Origin of the sequence: Methylobacterium sp. (assembly GCF_028290105.1) — a bacterium.
Lineage (GTDB): Bacteria > Pseudomonadota > Alphaproteobacteria > Rhizobiales > Beijerinckiaceae > Methylobacterium.
Window position 1 is genome coordinate 1 of record NZ_JAQGKL010000142.1, and the last position, 15261, is coordinate 15261.

Below are 15261 nucleotides of genomic sequence, written 5' to 3' on the forward strand. Positions count from 1 at the left end.
AAAGTGATGTGAGTATGACGGATCAGCGAACATGCCAGCATGGATCCGTTGCAGCCCAGTTGCAGCCCCAGTCTGCTAAGGCTGGGCTGCAAATTCGTTTAAGTTATTGAAATGCTTGGTGGGTGCACAAGGGTTCGAACCTTGGACCCGCTGATTAAGAGTCAGCTGCTCTACCAACTGAGCTATGCACCCATCGCCTTGCGGCGGTCGCTGCGGCCACCAAGTCCGCCTCGACGAGGGGGCTGATACCAAAGGCCCCCGGGGGTGTCCACCCCCGGGGCGATATTTTCTCGGCTAAGCCGAGGCTGGGCTCTGAGCGTGCAGGCGGGTCGCCGAGGCGGAGAGCTTGTTGAGCGCCGAGAGGTAGGCGCGAGCCGAGGCCACGAGGGTGTCGGGATCGGCACCGCGGGCCGTGACGCTGCGCTCGCCGCTCTTCAGGCGGACCGAGACCTCGGCCTGGGCGTCCGTGCCTTCGGTGACCGCATGGACCTGATACAATTCGAGGTCGGCCTCGTGGGGCACGAGGGCCTGGATCGCGTTGAAGACCGCATCCACAGGCCCGTTGCCGTCGGCCTCCTCGGTGACGACACGCCCCTCGATATCGAGCTTGAGGGTGGCGCGCTGCGGCCCGCGCGTGCCGGCGATCACCGACAGCGAGACGAGGCGGATGCGGTCATGCGCCGTAGCGAGGTTCTGATCGACGAGCGCCTCGATGTCCTCGTCGTAGACATGCTTCTTGCGATCGGCGAGCGCCTTGAAGCGCTCGAACACGTCCTGAACCTGGTTGTCGCTGAGGCTCAGGCCGAGCTCCTCCAGCTTCGCGCGGAAGGCGGCGCGCCCTGAATGCTTGCCCATGACCAGGGATGTCTTGGCGACGCCAACCGAGGCGGGCGTCATGATCTCGTAGGTCTCAGTGTGCTTGAGCATGCCGTCTTGGTGAATGCCGCTCTCATGCGCGAAGGCGTTCCGGCCGACGATGGCCTTGTTGTACTGCACTGGGAAGTTGGTGGCGTGGCTGACGAGCTTGGAGGCGCGGGTCAGCATCGTCGATTCGATGCCGGTCTCGTAGGGCATCACGTCGCTGCGGGTGCGGATCGCCATGACGATCTCCTCCAGAGCGGCGTTACCGGCGCGCTCGCCGATGCCGTTGATCGTGCATTCCACCTGGCGGGCGCCGCCCTCGACTCCGGCCAACGAGTTGGCGATGGCGAGCCCGAGGTCGTCATGGCAATGCACGGAGAAGATCGCCTTGTCGGCGTTCGGCACCCGCCCGCGCACGTCGCGGAACATCTGGCGGTACTCGTCGGGCGTGGCGTAGCCGACGGTGTCGGGCAGGTTGATGGTGGTCGCGCCCGCGCGGATCGCCGCCTCAACGCATCGGCAGAGATAATCGATCGGCGTACGGGTCGCGTCCATGGCCGACCATTCCACGTCCTCGACCAAGTCGCGGGCCTGTGCCACGGTCTTCAGAATGATCTCGACGACCTCGTCCTCGGACTTGCGCATCTGGTACGCGAGGTGGATCGGCGAGGTCGAGACGAAGGTGTGGATACGCCCGCGCCTCGCTGCACGTACCGCCTCGCCGGCCCGCGCGATGTCCGCCGGAATGGCCCGCGCCAGCCCGGCGATGGTGGCGCGCTTGGCCCGACGGGCGATCTCCGCCACGGCCTCGAAGTCGCCGTTGGAGGCGATGGGGAAGCCCGCCTCGATGATGTCGACGCCCATCGCGTCGAGGAGTTCGGCGACCGCCAGCTTCTCGTCGAGGGTCATGGTGGCGCCGGGGCATTGTTCGCCGTCGCGCAGGGTGGTGTCGAAGATCAGGACGCGGTCCTTGGGCGTCGCCTGGGGTACCGGAATCGCGGAAGCGGTCATGTGGAAAAATCCTGTCGCGGCGCTGTCCCGGTCGGGGAACGGCACCTCTGGAGTCGAGGCAGCCCGTGCGGCGTTGCGATGCCGGCGCGGGTCTCGTGAAAGACAATCCCCTGAGAGCCCAGGCGCAGGCGCCCGGACGGCCCTCAGGGGCGGGTAAGGAGAAGCAGGGCGGCAAGAGACGCGCGCGACCGCACGACCGCGAATGCGGCGGCGGTAATGCGGCGCGTGGAGCCGGCGCTGGCCAAGGCTCGTCTCTCCCGAGGGGCAACGGCACGTCTAAGGGGCGCGCGAAGCCATTGCGAAGGCGAGTTCCGTAGACCTTGAACGCCGGCTTGACAAGCTTCGGCGCAGGCTCGGACGCATGCATCCTTGCTGGAGACACCGACTGCGCAATCCTAGGCTGTCGAGCGTGGTTCCCGGGCACGGAGGCAGGCCCGCGATCGGCCGGAGCGACCCGAGATCGGCCTGGATACCTTTCGAGAACGGCAAGCAATTTCGTGGGCCCGGCGGCACCGCTTTCGTCGGCAATCGTACAAAGCGTCTGGTCTTAAGATACGCGACAGAGGATCTCCTGCTGCATTAGGTAGCAACCGCAGCCTGATCTGGCAGGCCGGCGATACTTTCTCGCAGGGAATTTCCGAAACCACGGATCGTCGCACAGAGACGCGGCGAAAAACCCTGGCTAAGCGCAAAACTCCGGTGTCGAGTCACGAAGTCTTAGCGTTTCACCGAGACTTTGGCCGGCAACGCATACGTGTGGGCAGGTCGGAACCGGTGACGACATTCAACGACGACGATTCCGGCTCGATCGCCGTCATCTTTGCCCTCGCGCTGCCGGTGCTCCTCGCTGCGGTGAGCGGGGCAGTCGAGATGACGCGGGCCACCGCCTACAAGCAACGACTGACCAGCGCCACGGAACTCGCCTGCAATCAGGCGGCAATCTATGTCAGGACGCAGCGAAAGACCGATCTGACGAAGAATTATACACCCGACATCCAGACGATTATGACCGCCAACCTGAAGGAGAAGGCAATCACCGATGTGGTCTCCAAAACGCCGACGATCTCGCTGACGAACGTTCACGTGGAGAACGCCGGAACCTTCAAATCCGTGCTGAGCGGGTTCCTGCCGCAGCCGAACCTGGATTTCTCCGTCTCACGTGATTGCCCACTGATCCCGGTCTCGGACGGGACCGGGACAGGCGAATCCAAGCTGCTCTTTTCCGAGTCGTTCGAGGTCAACCACTCGGTCGCGCCGAACGCGTGGGATGTTCTGAAGAACTGGAACGGGTGGACCACGACCAATGCCGGCGTGGAGATCAACGGACAGCGTGCACTCGCGGGCAACGCCGTGAAGAACGGCGATTTCTTTGCCGAACTCGACAGCGATTGCAGCACCTCCGCCAATCGTAACACCGCGAACTGTCAGGCCAACTCCGCCATGACGCGGACGATGGCGCTGGACGCAGGGGATCACGAGATCCGATACTGGTACGTGGCCCGGCAGGGTTACATCGATACGAGCGGATATGGCACGCAGCCGATCTGCTCGGACCTGACCAAGCCCAAGGGCACGGCCCGGGACAATTTCGCTGCGCGCGCGCTCAAGGAATCTACCGTCCGCGAGGCGACGGACGACGGCCAGACCTTCCGGATCGAGGTCTATGTCGATGGACAGTCGGACGCGAACTTCACGCAGTCCAATCTTCTCGATGCCTGCATCTGGGCCAATGCCTGGATCGAGCGGAAGATCAACTTCACGGTGACGCGGCAGGGGACCTACCGGGTCAGCTGGAGGGCGGCTGGACGACAGGATACCTATGGAGGTCTGATCGACTATCTCCGGATCTGTCGCGGCACCTGCCCATGAGGTCGAGGCTCCGCGCGCGGGCTGCCTCGACCCGGGCGGACCGGCGTTCCGGCTCGATCCTGCGCCAGACCGGCGGCGCGACCTCAGTCGAGTTCAGCCTGCTCTGCCTGCCGTTCATCCTGATCCTGCTCTCGATCCTGCAATATTTCAGCTTTCACGTGATGCGCAGCACCCTGAGCGATGCCCTCTACCAATCCGCGGCCAGTCCCGAGACGGCGCTGCTGCTCGGGCAGAAGGAGGCCTACAAGAACATCCTCTGCGCCCAGACCATCTTCTCCCAGACATGCCTCGACACCCTCAAGCTGGAGATGCAGCCCTTGGCGAACGTGCCCACGAGCGCGACCCCCATCACCGGGACGATCTTCGATCCCGGCTCCACAAACGACGTGCTTCTGCTGCGCTCCTCGTCCAGCGTCATCAACATCCTGCCGATGTTCCCGACCCTCACGGTGAAGGCCTCGGTGGTCTTCAGGCGCCCGACACCATGAAGTGGCGGCCTCGCATCACGACCCTTGGCCTCCTCCCTCGCTTCCGGGCCGCGCGCGACGGCGCGATCGCGGTGGAGTTCGCCCTCATCAGCACGGTGCTGTTGACCCTCTTCGCCGTCACCCTCGACCTCAGCTTCATGTTCTACGCCAAGCGTGACGCGGAGCGCGCCTCGACCTTCCTGACGCATACGCTGACGTCCTGTCCGGCCAACACGACGACGAACACCGCGCTGGCGTGGCGGGGCACCGATTGCGTGACCGCGACCATGAACCTGCTCAAGGACCGGATGCCCAACGTCCTCGTGAACTTTCCCGACGTGACCTTCGGGATGGCATCGATTCAGCGCGTCAGCGGCGCGATCCGGATGTGTCCCGGCAACATGACCTATCTCGAAGGCGACATGCAGACGTCGGCCCTGTCCGTTCTCAAGGACAACGACGCGGGCGCCCTCGCCTACCTGACGATCACCTACAAGCCGTTTCTTCCGCAACTCGTCTACACCTACATGTCGAGTTCCAACGCGATCTTCCGGCAATATACGGTCGATGTTCGGGGGAACGGCGACGGCTACGCATGCGCAACCTGACATCGTGCCGCGACACTCATTCGCGCCGCGAGCGCCTGAACGAAGGATCTCATGCCGCCATTGCCATGCCCGGCAGCGCGAAAGCTTGGGGAAGTTCCGCCCGCACGCATTGCCGTTCCGGAATCGCCGCCTAGCTTGGCGAGTGGGCCGCACACGGCCCGGCGGCCAGAACAATCCGTCCGCCCACGATAAAAGTTCGCGACAACAACGTCGCAAGAAAAACCAGGAAGGAATCCCCATCATGCAGCGGACGCTTTCGCGCACCCTCGCGCTCCCCGCCCTCGCGCTTCTGGCCGGAACGGTGCCGGGTTTCGCCCTCGACGTCGCCAAGTCCGTCGACGTCGCGGCGCCCCCGGCCAAGGTCTGGTCGACGATCGGCGATTTCTGCGGGATCGGCCAATGGCACCCGGCTATCGAGAAGTGCGCCCTGTCCAAGGATGGCGGCAAGACCCTGCGCACCCTCAACCTGAAGGGCGGCGGTACCATCGTCGAGTCGCAGACTGCGCGCGACGACAAGGCCATGAGCTACACCTACGCCATCGTCTCCGGGCCGCTGCCGGTGACCGACTACAGCTCCACGATCTCCGTCGTACCGAAGGGCACAGGCTCCACGGTGAACTGGACCGGCAGCTTCAAGGCCAAGGGCGCGCCGGACCCGGTCGCGGTCGATGCCATCACGGGCATCTACGATTCCGGCCTGAAGGCGATCGCCGACAAGGCGAAATGAGCCTGCGGCTCGAGGGCGGCCCCACTGCCGCCCTCCCCTCGGCCCGACGCGAAAAGCCGCCATTGGGCTGATTGACCGGCCGTCCGGCACGGGCCAGAACCGGCCTTGATCCAAGCTGTGCCGTAGCCACGGCGCGCTGTGATGTCAGGAGCCCCCGTGTCCCGCGTCAGCCTCGCCGTCGCCACCCTCCTCGCCGCCGTATCGCTCGGTGCCTGCAAGCCGACCGCGTCGGCGCCCACCGCCGCGCCGGCGGTCGCCACACCGGCCGTCGCCTCCCTTCCGCAAGGCAGCGGCTGCGGTCCGGCCATCGCCCGCACCCAGGCCGTGGTGGACAGCGACGTCGCCACGGGCAACCTGAACTCACCCGTGGGCGAGCGTTTCAGCGCAGACCTTCGCAATGCGGCGGGCGCCTGCCAGGGTGGACGCGAGCGCGAGGCGCTCGGCCTGCTCGCGGCGGCGAAGGCACGCTACGGCTACCCGTAGCGACCGGAAAATTCGTGGGCCAGATAGGCGCGCACGAAGCCAGGCATCCGGGCGGCATCGATGTCGCTCGGTCCCCGAGCGGCCAGGAAGCCCGCGAGCTCCGGGGCTTTCTCCGCTTGGCGATGCGCTTCCATGCGGGCGAGAAGCGTCGCGCTGTCCTCGGCAAACCGGATGGGACGCAGAAAGGCCCTCTGGCCGTGTCCGCTGACGAGGACCCAATCCTCCGGCTTGCCGGGCTCCAAGACGATGCTGGGCTCCAAGACGATGCCCGTCTCCTCGCGCAGTTCTCGCAGCGCGCTGCCGGCGAGATCGACACAATCGCCGTCGCGAAGGTCGTTCCGGTCGGGCGTGCCGCAGGGGAAGTAGGCTTGGCCGGCATTGGCGGTGTGACAGCCCATGATGCCGAGAAGCGCGGCTCCGTCCGCCGTCCACGGCACCACAGCCGCGAAGGCGTTGGTCACGGTTGAATCGGGCGAGCCCGCGTCGCGAAAGCCGAGGAAGCGCGAGTAGGCGGTCTCGAACAGGTCGACATCACACGCATCACCTTCGATCCGGCAGGCGCAGGCCAGGAGGACCGAGCCGTCGAACATATTCGGCGCGGCGGCACGGCGGCGGTTCCAGTTCTGCGCGATGGCATCCCGGTTGTCTTCGGCCCAGACCCATCGATGCGGAACCAGCCGGGCGGTGAGGCGACGAAGGCGTTTCAGCGAGAAGGCGTCAGACAAGCAGGGTTCCTTCGCTGACGAGCACGGCGCTGCCGCTGATCTCCACGGAGCGCAGGGCGCCCGCCTCGATGCAGAGCTGCACCCCGATGGTGCTGGGGCGGCCCATCGCGACGCCCTGGCGCAGGACGATGTCGTGCTCGCCGTCCCCAAGGGGCTCGAACTGCATCATCACGCCGGCAAACGCCGCTGCCGCCGAGCCGGTGGCCGGGTCTTCAGAGATACCGAGTTGAGGGGCGAACATCCGGGCCTGGTAGCGATGACCGACGCCCTCCGGGTCCGGTGCGTAACAATAGAGTGCCACAGGCGGGCCGAGTTCATCGAGGGCGGCCGACATCACGCGGGCACCATCGAGGACCGCCCGGGTCGCGACCGGCACGAACAGGAAGCTTGGGCCCGCCCCGTGCCTGCTGGGCGCGTGGCGCGCGAAACCGATCTCCGCTGGCTCCAGGCCGAGGGCAGCGGCCACCAGGGCCGCCGCCGGCCCGTCGCCGAGAAATTCCGGCAGCACCGGCATCTTGAAGCGTCCAGTGCCGCGCCCTTCGCCCGGCTCGACCACGCAGGCCAGCGTGCCGAGCGTCGCCTCAAGCCCGAAGGCCACGGCGTCGGTCAGGCCCGCCCGCCGGTCGCGCAGCGCCAGGAGCACGGCGGTGCCGAGGGTGGGATGGCCGGCGAAGGGCAACTCGGAGGCCGGTGTAAAGATGCGCAGGCGCGCCCGGTGGCGCGGCACCTCCGGGGGCAACACGAACACCGTCTCGGAGAGGTTGAACTCGGCCGCGATCGCCTGCATCGCGGCCGAGTCGAGCCCCTCGGCATCCAGCACCACGGCCAGCGGATTTCCGGTGAGCGCGGTGTCGGTGAAGACGTCGAGGGTCACGAAGCGGCGCGGCATGGGCGGGTTCTCCGGGCGGATGCTCCCCGGAGCTTAGACCGTCTCCACCGGGAACGTCTCGCTCGGCGCCACGAACTCGTCCTGGGCCGCCACGGTGAGGATCTCGCGCGAACCGGCCTCAGCCGTGCGCCGCAGAAGCCCGTAGACGGAGGCACCCGCCATGCCGAGCGCCAGGGCGGCCGAGCCGGTGCGGGCGTAATGCACCAGAAAAAGCGCCGCGATGGCATCCCCGGCCCCGTTCACGTCGAGGTGCAGGCGTGGCGTGCGCAGGCGCCAGAACCGGCCGCCCTCACCGGCCATCAGGTCGATGGCCTCGGCGGGGGTGTCGTCGGTGACGAGGGAGGTGACGAGGACGACACGCGGCCCGAGCGCCTGGACCGCGGCCACCGCGTGCTTGGCCTGCGCCAAGGTACCGGTGGGCAGCCCCGAGAGGTAATTCAGCTCGAACTGGTTCGGCGTCACGATATCGGCGGCGGGCACCGCTTGGTCGCGCATGAATTCGGGAATGCCGGGGCGCACGTAGATGCCTCGGTCCGTGTCGCCCATCACGGGATCGCAGGCATAGAGCGCTTTGGGGTTGGCCGCGCGCACGGAGGCCACCGCCGCCACGATGGCGGTGCCGATATCGGCCGAGCCCATGTAGCCCGAGAGCACGCCATCGCAAGCGCCGAGCACGCCGCGCTCCTTGATGCCGGCAACGAGATCCTCAATCGCAGGGCCGTCGAAGACCCGCCCGCGCCAGGCGCCGTAGCCGGTGTGGTTGGAGAACTGCACCGTGTGGATCGCCCAGACCTCGACGCCGAGGCGCTGCATCGGAAACACCGCCGAGGCGTTGCCCACGTGGCCGAAGGCGACGTGCGACTGAATCGAGAGGATGTTCAAGCCGGTCTCTCCGGTAGGCCCACGGCGACGGATCGGTCAGGCCAAGCCCTTACTCCAGTTTTTCCTGCCCTCGCACCCCTCACCGCGATCCAGGCCGCTTGCCCTGGCGCAGAGCTCTTGCCCTGGCGCAGAGCCCTTGCCCTGGCACAGAGCTTAAGCCACAGCGATACGCCCGCGACGACAAGCGAGATCCATGGACTTCGATTCCCTGCGCTCCAGCACCCTCGCCTTCGTGGAGGCGAACCAGGCCTGGACACCGCTCATCGTCGGCGTTCTCGCCTTCTGCGAATCCCTCGCGTTCCTCTCGCTGCTGGTGCCCGCCACCGTCCTGCTGCTGGGCATCGGTGCCCTGATGGGGACGGTCGGCATCCCGTTCTGGCCGGTGATGCTCGCCGGGGCGCTCGGGGCGGCGCTCGGCGACTGGGTCTCTTACGAATTCGGGCACCACTACAAGGAGGGCGCCAAGCAGATGTGGCCCATGCGGCGCTACCCCGCGATCGTCGAACGCGCGGAGGCGTTCTGCCGGAAATGGGGCGCCGGCGGCATCGTGATCGGCCGTTTCATCGGCCCGGCCCGCGCCGTCGTCCCGCTGGTCGCCGGTGTGTTCGGGGTCAAGCGGTTGCCGTTCCAGATCGCGAACGTGACTTCGGCCCTCGCCTGGGCCTTTCTGATGTTGGCACCGGGCGCCGGGCTGCTCGCCTATTTCAAGGGCTGAGGCGCGGTGCGCCGGTTTCCGCCCGAGCGCATCGTCTGCCTGACGGAGGAGACCGTCGAGACGCTCTACCTGCTGGGGCAGGAGGACCGCATCGTCGGCGTGTCCGGCTATGCCGTGCGGCCGGCGCGGGTCCGGCGGGAGAAACCGCGTGTCTCGGCCTTCACCTCCGCGGACATTCCCAAGATCCTGGCGCTCTGCCCGGACCTCGTCCTCGCCTTCTCCGATCTCCAAGCTAAGATCGTGGCCGATCTGGCCCGCGCGGGCATCGCCGTGCACCTCTTCAACCAGCGCGATCTGCCCGGCTGCCTCGCGATGATCCGCACCCTCGGGGCGCTGGTCGGCGCGCCGGGGGAAGCCGATGCCCTCGCCACGCGGCTTTCCGGGCGCATCGACGACGCGGCTTCCAAAAACCTCGGCCGGCCGCGGCCGCGTGTCTATTTCGAGGAATGGGACGCGCCCATGATTTCGGGCATCGGCTGGGTCTCGGACCTGATCGCGCAAGCGGGAGGCGACGATGTCTTCGCCGATCTCAGTCGCCAGCCGGCGGCCAAGGACCGGATCGTCACGCCGGAGGCCGTGATCGCGGCGCGGCCGGACGTGATCCTCGCCTCCTGGTGCGGAAAGCGCGTGAACCCCGACCGCATCCGCGCACGTCCGGGCTGGGACGCGATCCCGGCCGTGGCTTCAGGGCGCATCCACGAGATCAAGTCGCCGCTGATCCTCCAGCCGGGGCCCGCCGCACTGACCGATGGCTTCGACGCGATCCGCGCAGCCCTGCACCCCGTGAAGGAAGCCCTCGTGCCCTAGGGAAGGCGCGGATGCAGGACGCTCGGAGCAGCCCCCGAAGGCGCGTCGAGCCAAGCCCGCCGCTGGGCGATGAGGTGCTTCAGCCGAGCCGCCCGCTTCTCACGCCGGTCGCAGCCGCAATCGCAGGATCCGTCGGGACACTCGACGTTGCCCTCCCCGAACAGGCTCAGGATCGCCAGCACGAGGCCGAAGACGAAGAGCACCGCCAGGGCAACGAAGGGCCAGGCGAGTCCGAGCCCCACGAGGGCGGCGATCCCGAGCTTGAGCGCGAGGGATCCCGCCAGCTTCAGCTTGATCAGCGTCGCCAGGGTGGCGCCGGCCCCGAGGGACCCACGCAGGCCTCGCAGGACGCGTACGCGCCATCGCCGACGCGCGGCGAGCGCTTCCAGACGCTGCAGTTCACGCACGACGCGGCCGGTGGCCCGCTCCCGTTCCTCGAGCCGATCGTCAAGCAGGTCCGTGTCTCCCGGGCCGAAATCCGCTCACCGTCGCCATGATCCGAACACGGCCGATCGATGCGCGCAACCGGGTCGCAGGTGACAAGCCGCATGGCGGCTGATTTCCTGGGCGAGGTCCCGATTCGGGACAGTGGTCCACGCATCAGAACCGCATGTCAGCAGCCCTCGCGAACGTCATTCTCCCGCCCGACCGGCGCCAGTCGGCCACCGCGCTCCAGGTTCAGCGCGGGGTCCGGCGGCTCTTTGCCGAACTCGGGCACGTCACGATCCCGGAATTCTCCCTGGCCAACGGCCGGCGCGCCGACGTCATCGCCCTGTGCCCGGCCGGTCGGCTGACCATCGTGGAGATCAAGTCGAGCGTGGCCGATTTCCGCGCCGACCGGAAATGGCCGGACTACCGCGATTATTGCGACCGCTTCTATTTCGCGATCCCCGAGACGCTCTCCACCACCCTGACGCCGGAGGATGCGGGCCTCATCGTCGCCGACGCTTTTGGCGGCGCCATCCTGCGCGATCCGGCGGATCACGCCCTGAGCGGCGCCCGGCGCAAGGCCGTGACCCTGCGCTTTGCCCACAGTGCGGCACGCCTGCTGCATGCCCTGGCCGACCCCGGCGCCATCCGCGAGGGAGCGCTCTGAAGCTGCGGGCGGTGCCGGCCTTGCGCGAGGTGTGGTAGGAGCCGCCCCCGTCCAGATCGATCGCCCCGTCATGCGCCTACCAGTCCGACGCCGTCCGAACCTGGGGGATCCCGCCATCCTGCGTGGGCTCCAGGCCGCCTCGGGGCGCCGGTCTCTGGTCCTGCATCTCCTCATCGTGCTGGTGCTGCTCGCCACGGCGCAGGGCTACGACGGGTCGAACCACTCGGCCCTTCATGGGATCGGGCTGGGGATCTACGCCTTCGTCTCCCTCGGTCTCGGGATCACCGACTGGCGGACATCGCATCGCGCCGGCGAGGCGGAGCGCACGACGGAATGGCTGGCCTGGACCGCGACACTGCTCAATGCCGGCGTGGCGTTGCTCCTGGTGGTCGAGCACATGCTGATGGGGTCCGCCGAGACGGAGGAGACCGCCACGGCGGTGAGCCGCCTGCCGGCCTTCCTGCTGCTGCTCCAGACGGGGCTCACCATGCGGGTCTGGCACACGGCCGCATTCGCGGGTCTGGTGAGTCTGGCCTGGGGCGGCACCATCCTGCTGGTCGTCCTGGCCGCGGAAAGCTCCCTGCTTGGCCCCCATGTGACGCTGGCGGAGGAGGTGCCGGGCCTCCTGACCTTCCTGGCCGCGAGTGTCGTCGTCATCGACGGGGTGCGCCGCCTTCAGGCGGCGGTGACCACGGCCCTGCGGATGGAGCGGGAGCGCACCAACCTCGCGCGCTTCGTGCCGGGCCGGGTGGCAGGCGAACTGGCGGAAGTCGGCGGCGTCGGCACCGTCCAGTCCCGCCACGCATGCCTGTTCGGCCTCGACCTGCGGGGCTTCTCGGCTTTCTCGCGGGATCACGCCCAGGAGGAGGTGGTGCGGGCGCTGCTCGACGTCCGTGCCCTGACCCACGTGGCCGTCACGGAGCACGGTGGCATCGTCGACAAGTATGTGGGCGACGGCATCCTGGCGCAGTTCATCGTCGGGCGACCGCAGGCGCAAGCGCAAGCCGCCCTGGCCTGCGCCCAGACGATCGCGGCACGCCTCGGCGGGTTGAATGCGGAGCGCGAGCGTGAAGGCCGCCCGCAACTGCGTGTCACCATGGCGCTGCATGCCGGCGAGGTTCTGGTCGGCGTCTTCGACGATGGATACAGGGCCGAGTTCACGGTGCTGGGGACCGCGATGAACCGGCTCGCGCGGATCGAGGCCCGAGCCAAGGCGGCGGACCTGACGCTCGCGGCCTCCGACGACGTCGTCCGCCTGCTGAGCCCGGCGATCCGGTCCACCCTTCACCTCTCGGGCATGCCGCCCTCGGATTGCCGCGACACCCGCGACCTTCTTCTGTTCGCCGTATCCTGGAGCGAGGCCGCCGCAGCGCCGCCGGAGCATCGGGCCGCCATGCCCGTTCCGTAAATGAGTCGACCTCCGGAGCCACGCAGTCCAGCGGTGCCGGTCGGCGATGGCTCGTCGGCGCCCCGGTCGGCGTCGACGAGCGGGTCCGTTCAGCCGGAGAAGGAGCCGAATCCCTCGAAGGCGCTGAACTTGCCGGCGGCGGATTCCGGCGCCGGACGATCGGCGGACGCGGCATCCCGCTCGGTGGGCTCGGCCTCGGCCGGAGCGGTGTCCGGCGGTACGGTCGTCTCCGGGATGGGGGGCCAGATCGGGCGATCCGGCTTCAGTGTCTGGCTCATCGATGCACCCCTTGCTGTGACGCGGGAATACTTTGGAATACGATATACCAAAGCCGATGAAAACCACGTTGCGGAGCCTTTCCCGATCCGCCATCGCAGCGCGGCGGATCAGCCCTCCGCCTTGTCGGTCTGACCTGTCTTCACCCCGCCCATCGGATCGGTCTCGTCCTCACCCGACGCGTCCTCGCCGGTGCGGCCCTGCGGCGTCAGGCGCGGGCCGTCGATGGCGCCCTCGGTGCCCAGCCGATCCATCGGCTCGGCGGGCGTCTCCCTGATCCTACCGCTCGCGGTGTCACGCGGCCCGGAGGCCAGCCCGCCCGCGTTCGCCGAGGCGGCGTCGCGCGATCCCTCGTCGATCGCCCGGGACGGGAAAGCGGTGGTGGGCGTCTGCGCCTCGGCCATGAGCGGATCTCCTCTGTGGATGATCAACCTCGCGGGCGGGGAGCCGGTTCTGGCTCGCGCGCCGGGCGTTGCAGGCAGAACGACAGAGAAAGAAGGACGATCCCGCTCGCGAGATGCAGCGCGATCGGCCAGTTCGACGGACCGGAGGATGCGACGAGCACGAAATCGCAGGCGGGGATCACGAGGCTCACGCGCAGGACCAGAACGACGGCGGATTGGCGCGCCCGCCACCCGAGCCCCGCGAGCATCAGCGCGAGCGCCGCGTCGCGAAACCCAATGGCCCGGACATAGCCGACCGCGACGCCCTCCGGCGCGGGCAAGCCGAAGATCGCGGCACCGATGCTCGGGGCGAGGACGAAGAGCAACGCCAGCCCGGCAAAGACCGCCGCGAGACCGAGGATGCACGCGAGGCGCCATCCCCGCGCAGGACGGGATGAAACCTCGGTCCTCTCGCCCTCGAAACTCATCGGCCCGGCCCCACGCTTCGGACGGACTCAGGTGCCGCAGAACGTGCGAAGGACGCGCTCGTGCGCCTGCGGCGGGTCTGCATAGGCCGCGAAGGCAGGCTGGTCGTCGTAGGGTTTGGCAAGCACCGTCACGAGCTCGTGGAAGGGCGCGAAGTCGTCACGTGAGATCGCCGCCTCGATCACCGCCTCGACCCGGTGGTTGCGCGGGATGAAGGCCGGGTTGACCCGGTTCATCGCCGCCCGACGCTCAGCCGGATCCAAGGGCTCCTTCGCGAGCCGGGCCCGCCAGCCGGTCCGCCAGGAATCATAGGCACCGGGATCGTCGAACAGGGTGCGGATGGCCGCATCGCCCTCCAAGCCGAGGGCGGCGTCTCCGAGGCGGCGGAACGTCAGGGTGAAGTCGGCGTGGTTGGCGCTCATCGCCTCGAGGAGAGAGCCCGCGAGGGTCATGTCGGCCTCCTCCACGGTGGTGAGGCCGAGTTTCGCCCGCAGGCCCCCGTAATAGGCTGCCTCGAAGCGCGGCCCGAAAGCGGCCAGGAGATCCTGCGCCACCGCGATGCCGTCCTCGGTCTCGGGCGCCAGAAGAGGGAGCAGCGCCTCGGCGAAGCGTGTCAGATTCCAGTGCAGGATGCCGGGCTGATTGCCGTAGGCGTAGCGGCCCTGCTCGTCGATGGCGCTGAACACGGCGGCCGGATCGTAGGCGTCGAGGAAGGCACAAGGGCCGAAATCGATGGTCTCGCCGGAGACTGCGCAATTGTCGGTGTTCATCACCCCATGGATGAAGCCGACGAGGAGCCAGCGCGCGACGAGGTCCGCCTGCCGCTCGACCACCCGCGTGAGCAGCGCCCGGTAGGGGTTTTCCGCCTCAATCAGGTCCGGATAGTGCCGGCCGATGATGTGGTCGGCGAGATCGCGTATTCCGTCGACATCGCCCCGCATGGCGAAGAACTGGAAGGTGCCGACGCGGATGTGGCTCGTGGCGACGCGGGTCAGTACCCCGCCGGGCAGCATCGTCTCGCGTATCACGGATTCGCCCGTGAGCACAGCGGCGAGAGCGCGGGTGGTCGGGATGCCCAGAGCCGCCATGGCCTCGCTGACCACGTATTCGCGCAGGACCGGCCCGAGGGCGGCGCGCCCGTCGCCCCGGCGCGAGAACGGTGTGGGTCCCGAACCCTTGAGCTGAATGTCGCGGCGGATGCCATCGCGGCCCAAGACCTCGCCGAGCAGGATCGCGCGGCCGTCGCCGAGTTGCGGCACGCGGTTGCCGAACTGGTGGCCGGCATACGCCATGGCGAGGGGCTCGGCCCCCTCGGGCACCCGGTTGCCCGCCAGCACCGCGACGCCCTCCGGGCTGGCGAGCCAGTCGGGATCGATCCCGAGCAGATCAGCCAGCTTCCGGTTCACCTGGATGAGCCGGGGCGCGACAACCGGCGTCGGCGAGACCTTCGCGAAGAAGCGCTCCGGCAAGCGGGCATAGGTGTTGGCGAAGGGAATGGCGGGTGTCATCGAGGGGGTGATCCCGTGTGCTCGGCGGTCGGCGCGTGTCGTGCCTCAGGTGGCGCGCGC

18 protein-coding genes and 1 tRNA gene are annotated in these 15261 nt (G+C 68.1%); 9 read left to right on the plus strand and 10 right to left on the minus strand.

The features are described from left to right. Positions 1–116: 116 nt before the first annotated feature. Together JWQ05_RS09925 and JWQ05_RS09930 are read right to left on the minus strand one after the other, a co-directional pair. Positions 117–192, minus strand: a tRNA-Lys gene (locus JWQ05_RS09925). Positions 193–294: 102 nt separating this feature from the next. Next, positions 295–1872, minus strand: coding sequence for a 2-isopropylmalate synthase (locus JWQ05_RS09930; protein ID WP_299658126.1), 1578 nt, complete (start codon positions 1870–1872; stop codon positions 295–297). A 774-nt stretch (positions 1873–2646) separates the two neighbouring features. On the opposite strand from JWQ05_RS09930, the gene JWQ05_RS09935 reads away from it, so the two are divergent. The 5 genes from JWQ05_RS09935 (at position 2647) to JWQ05_RS09955 (ending at position 6026) form a co-directional block, all read left to right on the plus strand. After that, positions 2647–3741 carry a pilus assembly protein TadG-related protein gene (locus JWQ05_RS09935; RefSeq protein ID WP_299658128.1) on the plus strand — a complete coding sequence of 365 codons (1095 nt, stop codon included), beginning with the start codon at positions 2647–2649 and terminating at the stop codon, positions 3739–3741. Further along, on the plus strand, positions 3738–4229 hold the full coding sequence (locus JWQ05_RS09940) for a TadE family protein (RefSeq protein WP_299658130.1): 492 nt from the start codon (positions 3738–3740) through the stop codon (positions 4227–4229). Before JWQ05_RS09935 ends, JWQ05_RS09940 begins: the two co-directional genes overlap by 4 nt. Then, positions 4226–4816: a TadE/TadG family type IV pilus assembly protein gene (locus JWQ05_RS09945; RefSeq protein ID WP_299658132.1), complete on the plus strand. Its 591-nt coding sequence runs from the start codon at positions 4226–4228 to the stop codon at positions 4814–4816. Before JWQ05_RS09940 ends, JWQ05_RS09945 begins: the two co-directional genes overlap by 4 nt. A 241-nt stretch (positions 4817–5057) precedes the next feature. Next, a complete protein-coding gene (locus JWQ05_RS09950; protein ID WP_299658134.1) occupies positions 5058–5543 on the plus strand; it encodes an SRPBCC family protein in 486 nt (161 codons plus the stop codon). Between the two features lie 141 nt (positions 5544–5684). Then, the gene (locus tag JWQ05_RS09955; protein WP_299658136.1) at positions 5685–6026 is read left to right on the plus strand and encodes a hypothetical protein; all 342 of its coding nucleotides are present in this window, start codon (positions 5685–5687) and stop codon (positions 6024–6026) included. Here the strand turns inward: JWQ05_RS09955 and JWQ05_RS09960 are convergent. Genes JWQ05_RS09960 through pdxY form a run of 3 tightly spaced genes read right to left on the minus strand, consistent with a single transcriptional unit; the run spans position 6017 to position 8522 of the window. Continuing rightward, positions 6017–6751 (minus strand): NUDIX hydrolase, encoded by a 735-nt coding sequence (locus tag JWQ05_RS09960; RefSeq protein ID WP_299658138.1) that lies wholly within the window; start codon positions 6749–6751, stop codon positions 6017–6019. The two genes, JWQ05_RS09955 and JWQ05_RS09960, sit on opposite strands and share 10 nt — an antisense overlap. Continuing rightward, positions 6744–7640 (minus strand): PhzF family phenazine biosynthesis protein, encoded by an 897-nt coding sequence (locus JWQ05_RS09965; protein ID WP_299658139.1) that lies wholly within the window; start codon positions 7638–7640, stop codon positions 6744–6746. The genes JWQ05_RS09960 and JWQ05_RS09965 overlap by 8 nt, the downstream gene beginning before the upstream one ends. A 33-nt stretch (positions 7641–7673) precedes the next feature. Further along, positions 7674–8522, minus strand: a complete 849-nt coding sequence (gene pdxY, locus JWQ05_RS09970) for a pyridoxal kinase PdxY (protein ID WP_299658141.1) — start codon at positions 8520–8522, stop codon at positions 7674–7676. A gap of 193 nt (positions 8523–8715) precedes the next feature. On the opposite strand from pdxY, the gene JWQ05_RS09975 reads away from it, so the two are divergent. Together JWQ05_RS09975 and JWQ05_RS09980 are read left to right on the plus strand one after the other, a co-directional pair. After that, positions 8716–9237 (plus strand): DedA family protein, encoded by a 522-nt coding sequence (locus JWQ05_RS09975; protein WP_299658143.1) that lies wholly within the window; start codon positions 8716–8718, stop codon positions 9235–9237. 6 nt (positions 9238–9243) lie between these two features. Further along, entirely contained in the window at positions 9244–10044 is an 801-nt protein-coding gene (locus JWQ05_RS09980) for a cobalamin-binding protein (RefSeq protein ID WP_299658145.1), read from the plus strand. Here the strand turns inward: JWQ05_RS09980 and JWQ05_RS09985 are convergent. Beyond that, a complete protein-coding gene (locus JWQ05_RS09985) occupies positions 10041–10451 on the minus strand; it encodes a hypothetical protein (protein ID WP_299658147.1) in 411 nt (136 codons plus the stop codon). The two genes, JWQ05_RS09980 and JWQ05_RS09985, sit on opposite strands and share 4 nt — an antisense overlap. A gap of 203 nt (positions 10452–10654) precedes the next feature. On the opposite strand from JWQ05_RS09985, the gene JWQ05_RS09990 reads away from it, so the two are divergent. Both JWQ05_RS09990 and JWQ05_RS09995 read left to right on the plus strand, forming a co-directional pair. Continuing rightward, the gene (locus JWQ05_RS09990) at positions 10655–11140 is read left to right on the plus strand and encodes an MmcB family DNA repair protein (RefSeq protein ID WP_299658149.1); all 486 of its coding nucleotides are present in this window, start codon (positions 10655–10657) and stop codon (positions 11138–11140) included. A 70-nt stretch (positions 11141–11210) separates the two neighbouring features. Then, entirely contained in the window at positions 11211–12548 is a 1338-nt protein-coding gene (locus JWQ05_RS09995; protein WP_299658151.1) for an adenylate/guanylate cyclase domain-containing protein, read from the plus strand. 89 nt (positions 12549–12637) lie between these two features. Here JWQ05_RS09995 and JWQ05_RS10000 read toward each other — a convergent pair whose 3' ends face one another. From JWQ05_RS10000 to JWQ05_RS10015, 4 genes are all read right to left on the minus strand, one after another. Continuing rightward, complete coding sequence (locus JWQ05_RS10000) at positions 12638–12826, minus strand: hypothetical protein (RefSeq protein WP_299658153.1); 189 nt, start codon at positions 12824–12826, stop codon at positions 12638–12640. 108 nt (positions 12827–12934) lie between these two features. Continuing rightward, the gene (locus JWQ05_RS10005) at positions 12935–13228 is read right to left on the minus strand and encodes a hypothetical protein (RefSeq protein WP_299658223.1); all 294 of its coding nucleotides are present in this window, start codon (positions 13226–13228) and stop codon (positions 12935–12937) included. Between the two features lie 23 nt (positions 13229–13251). Beyond that, complete coding sequence (locus tag JWQ05_RS10010; RefSeq protein WP_299658154.1) at positions 13252–13695, minus strand: DUF4267 domain-containing protein; 444 nt, start codon at positions 13693–13695, stop codon at positions 13252–13254. 27 nt (positions 13696–13722) lie between these two features. Next, positions 13723–15201, minus strand: coding sequence for a YdiU family protein (locus tag JWQ05_RS10015; RefSeq protein ID WP_299658156.1), 1479 nt, complete (start codon positions 15199–15201; stop codon positions 13723–13725). Positions 15202–15261 lie beyond the last annotated feature (60 nt).

Coding starts and splice junctions, on each gene's coding strand:
- JWQ05_RS09975 (WP_299658143.1), top strand. CDS start 8,716: ATGGACTTCGATTCCCTGCGCTCCAGCACCCTCGCCTTCGTGGAGGCG.
- JWQ05_RS10015 (WP_299658156.1), bottom strand. CDS start 15,201: ATGACACCCGCCATTCCCTTCGCCAACACCTATGCCCGCTTGCCGGAG.
- JWQ05_RS09955 (WP_299658136.1), top strand. CDS start 5,685: ATGTCAGGAGCCCCCGTGTCCCGCGTCAGCCTCGCCGTCGCCACCCTC.
- JWQ05_RS09930 (WP_299658126.1), bottom strand. CDS start 1,872: ATGACCGCTTCCGCGATTCCGGTACCCCAGGCGACGCCCAAGGACCGC.
- JWQ05_RS10010 (WP_299658154.1), bottom strand. CDS start 13,695: ATGAGTTTCGAGGGCGAGAGGACCGAGGTTTCATCCCGTCCTGCGCGG.
- JWQ05_RS09965 (WP_299658139.1), bottom strand. CDS start 7,640: ATGCCGCGCCGCTTCGTGACCCTCGACGTCTTCACCGACACCGCGCTC.
- JWQ05_RS09945 (WP_299658132.1), top strand. CDS start 4,226: ATGAAGTGGCGGCCTCGCATCACGACCCTTGGCCTCCTCCCTCGCTTC.
- JWQ05_RS10005 (WP_299658223.1), bottom strand. CDS start 13,228: ATGGCCGAGGCGCAGACGCCCACCACCGCTTTCCCGTCCCGGGCGATC.
- JWQ05_RS09990 (WP_299658149.1), top strand. CDS start 10,655: ATGTCAGCAGCCCTCGCGAACGTCATTCTCCCGCCCGACCGGCGCCAG.
- JWQ05_RS09950 (WP_299658134.1), top strand. CDS start 5,058: ATGCAGCGGACGCTTTCGCGCACCCTCGCGCTCCCCGCCCTCGCGCTT.
- JWQ05_RS10000 (WP_299658153.1), bottom strand. CDS start 12,826: ATGAGCCAGACACTGAAGCCGGATCGCCCGATCTGGCCCCCCATCCCG.
- JWQ05_RS09940 (WP_299658130.1), top strand. CDS start 3,738: ATGAGGTCGAGGCTCCGCGCGCGGGCTGCCTCGACCCGGGCGGACCGG.
- JWQ05_RS09995 (WP_299658151.1), top strand. CDS start 11,211: ATGCGCCTACCAGTCCGACGCCGTCCGAACCTGGGGGATCCCGCCATC.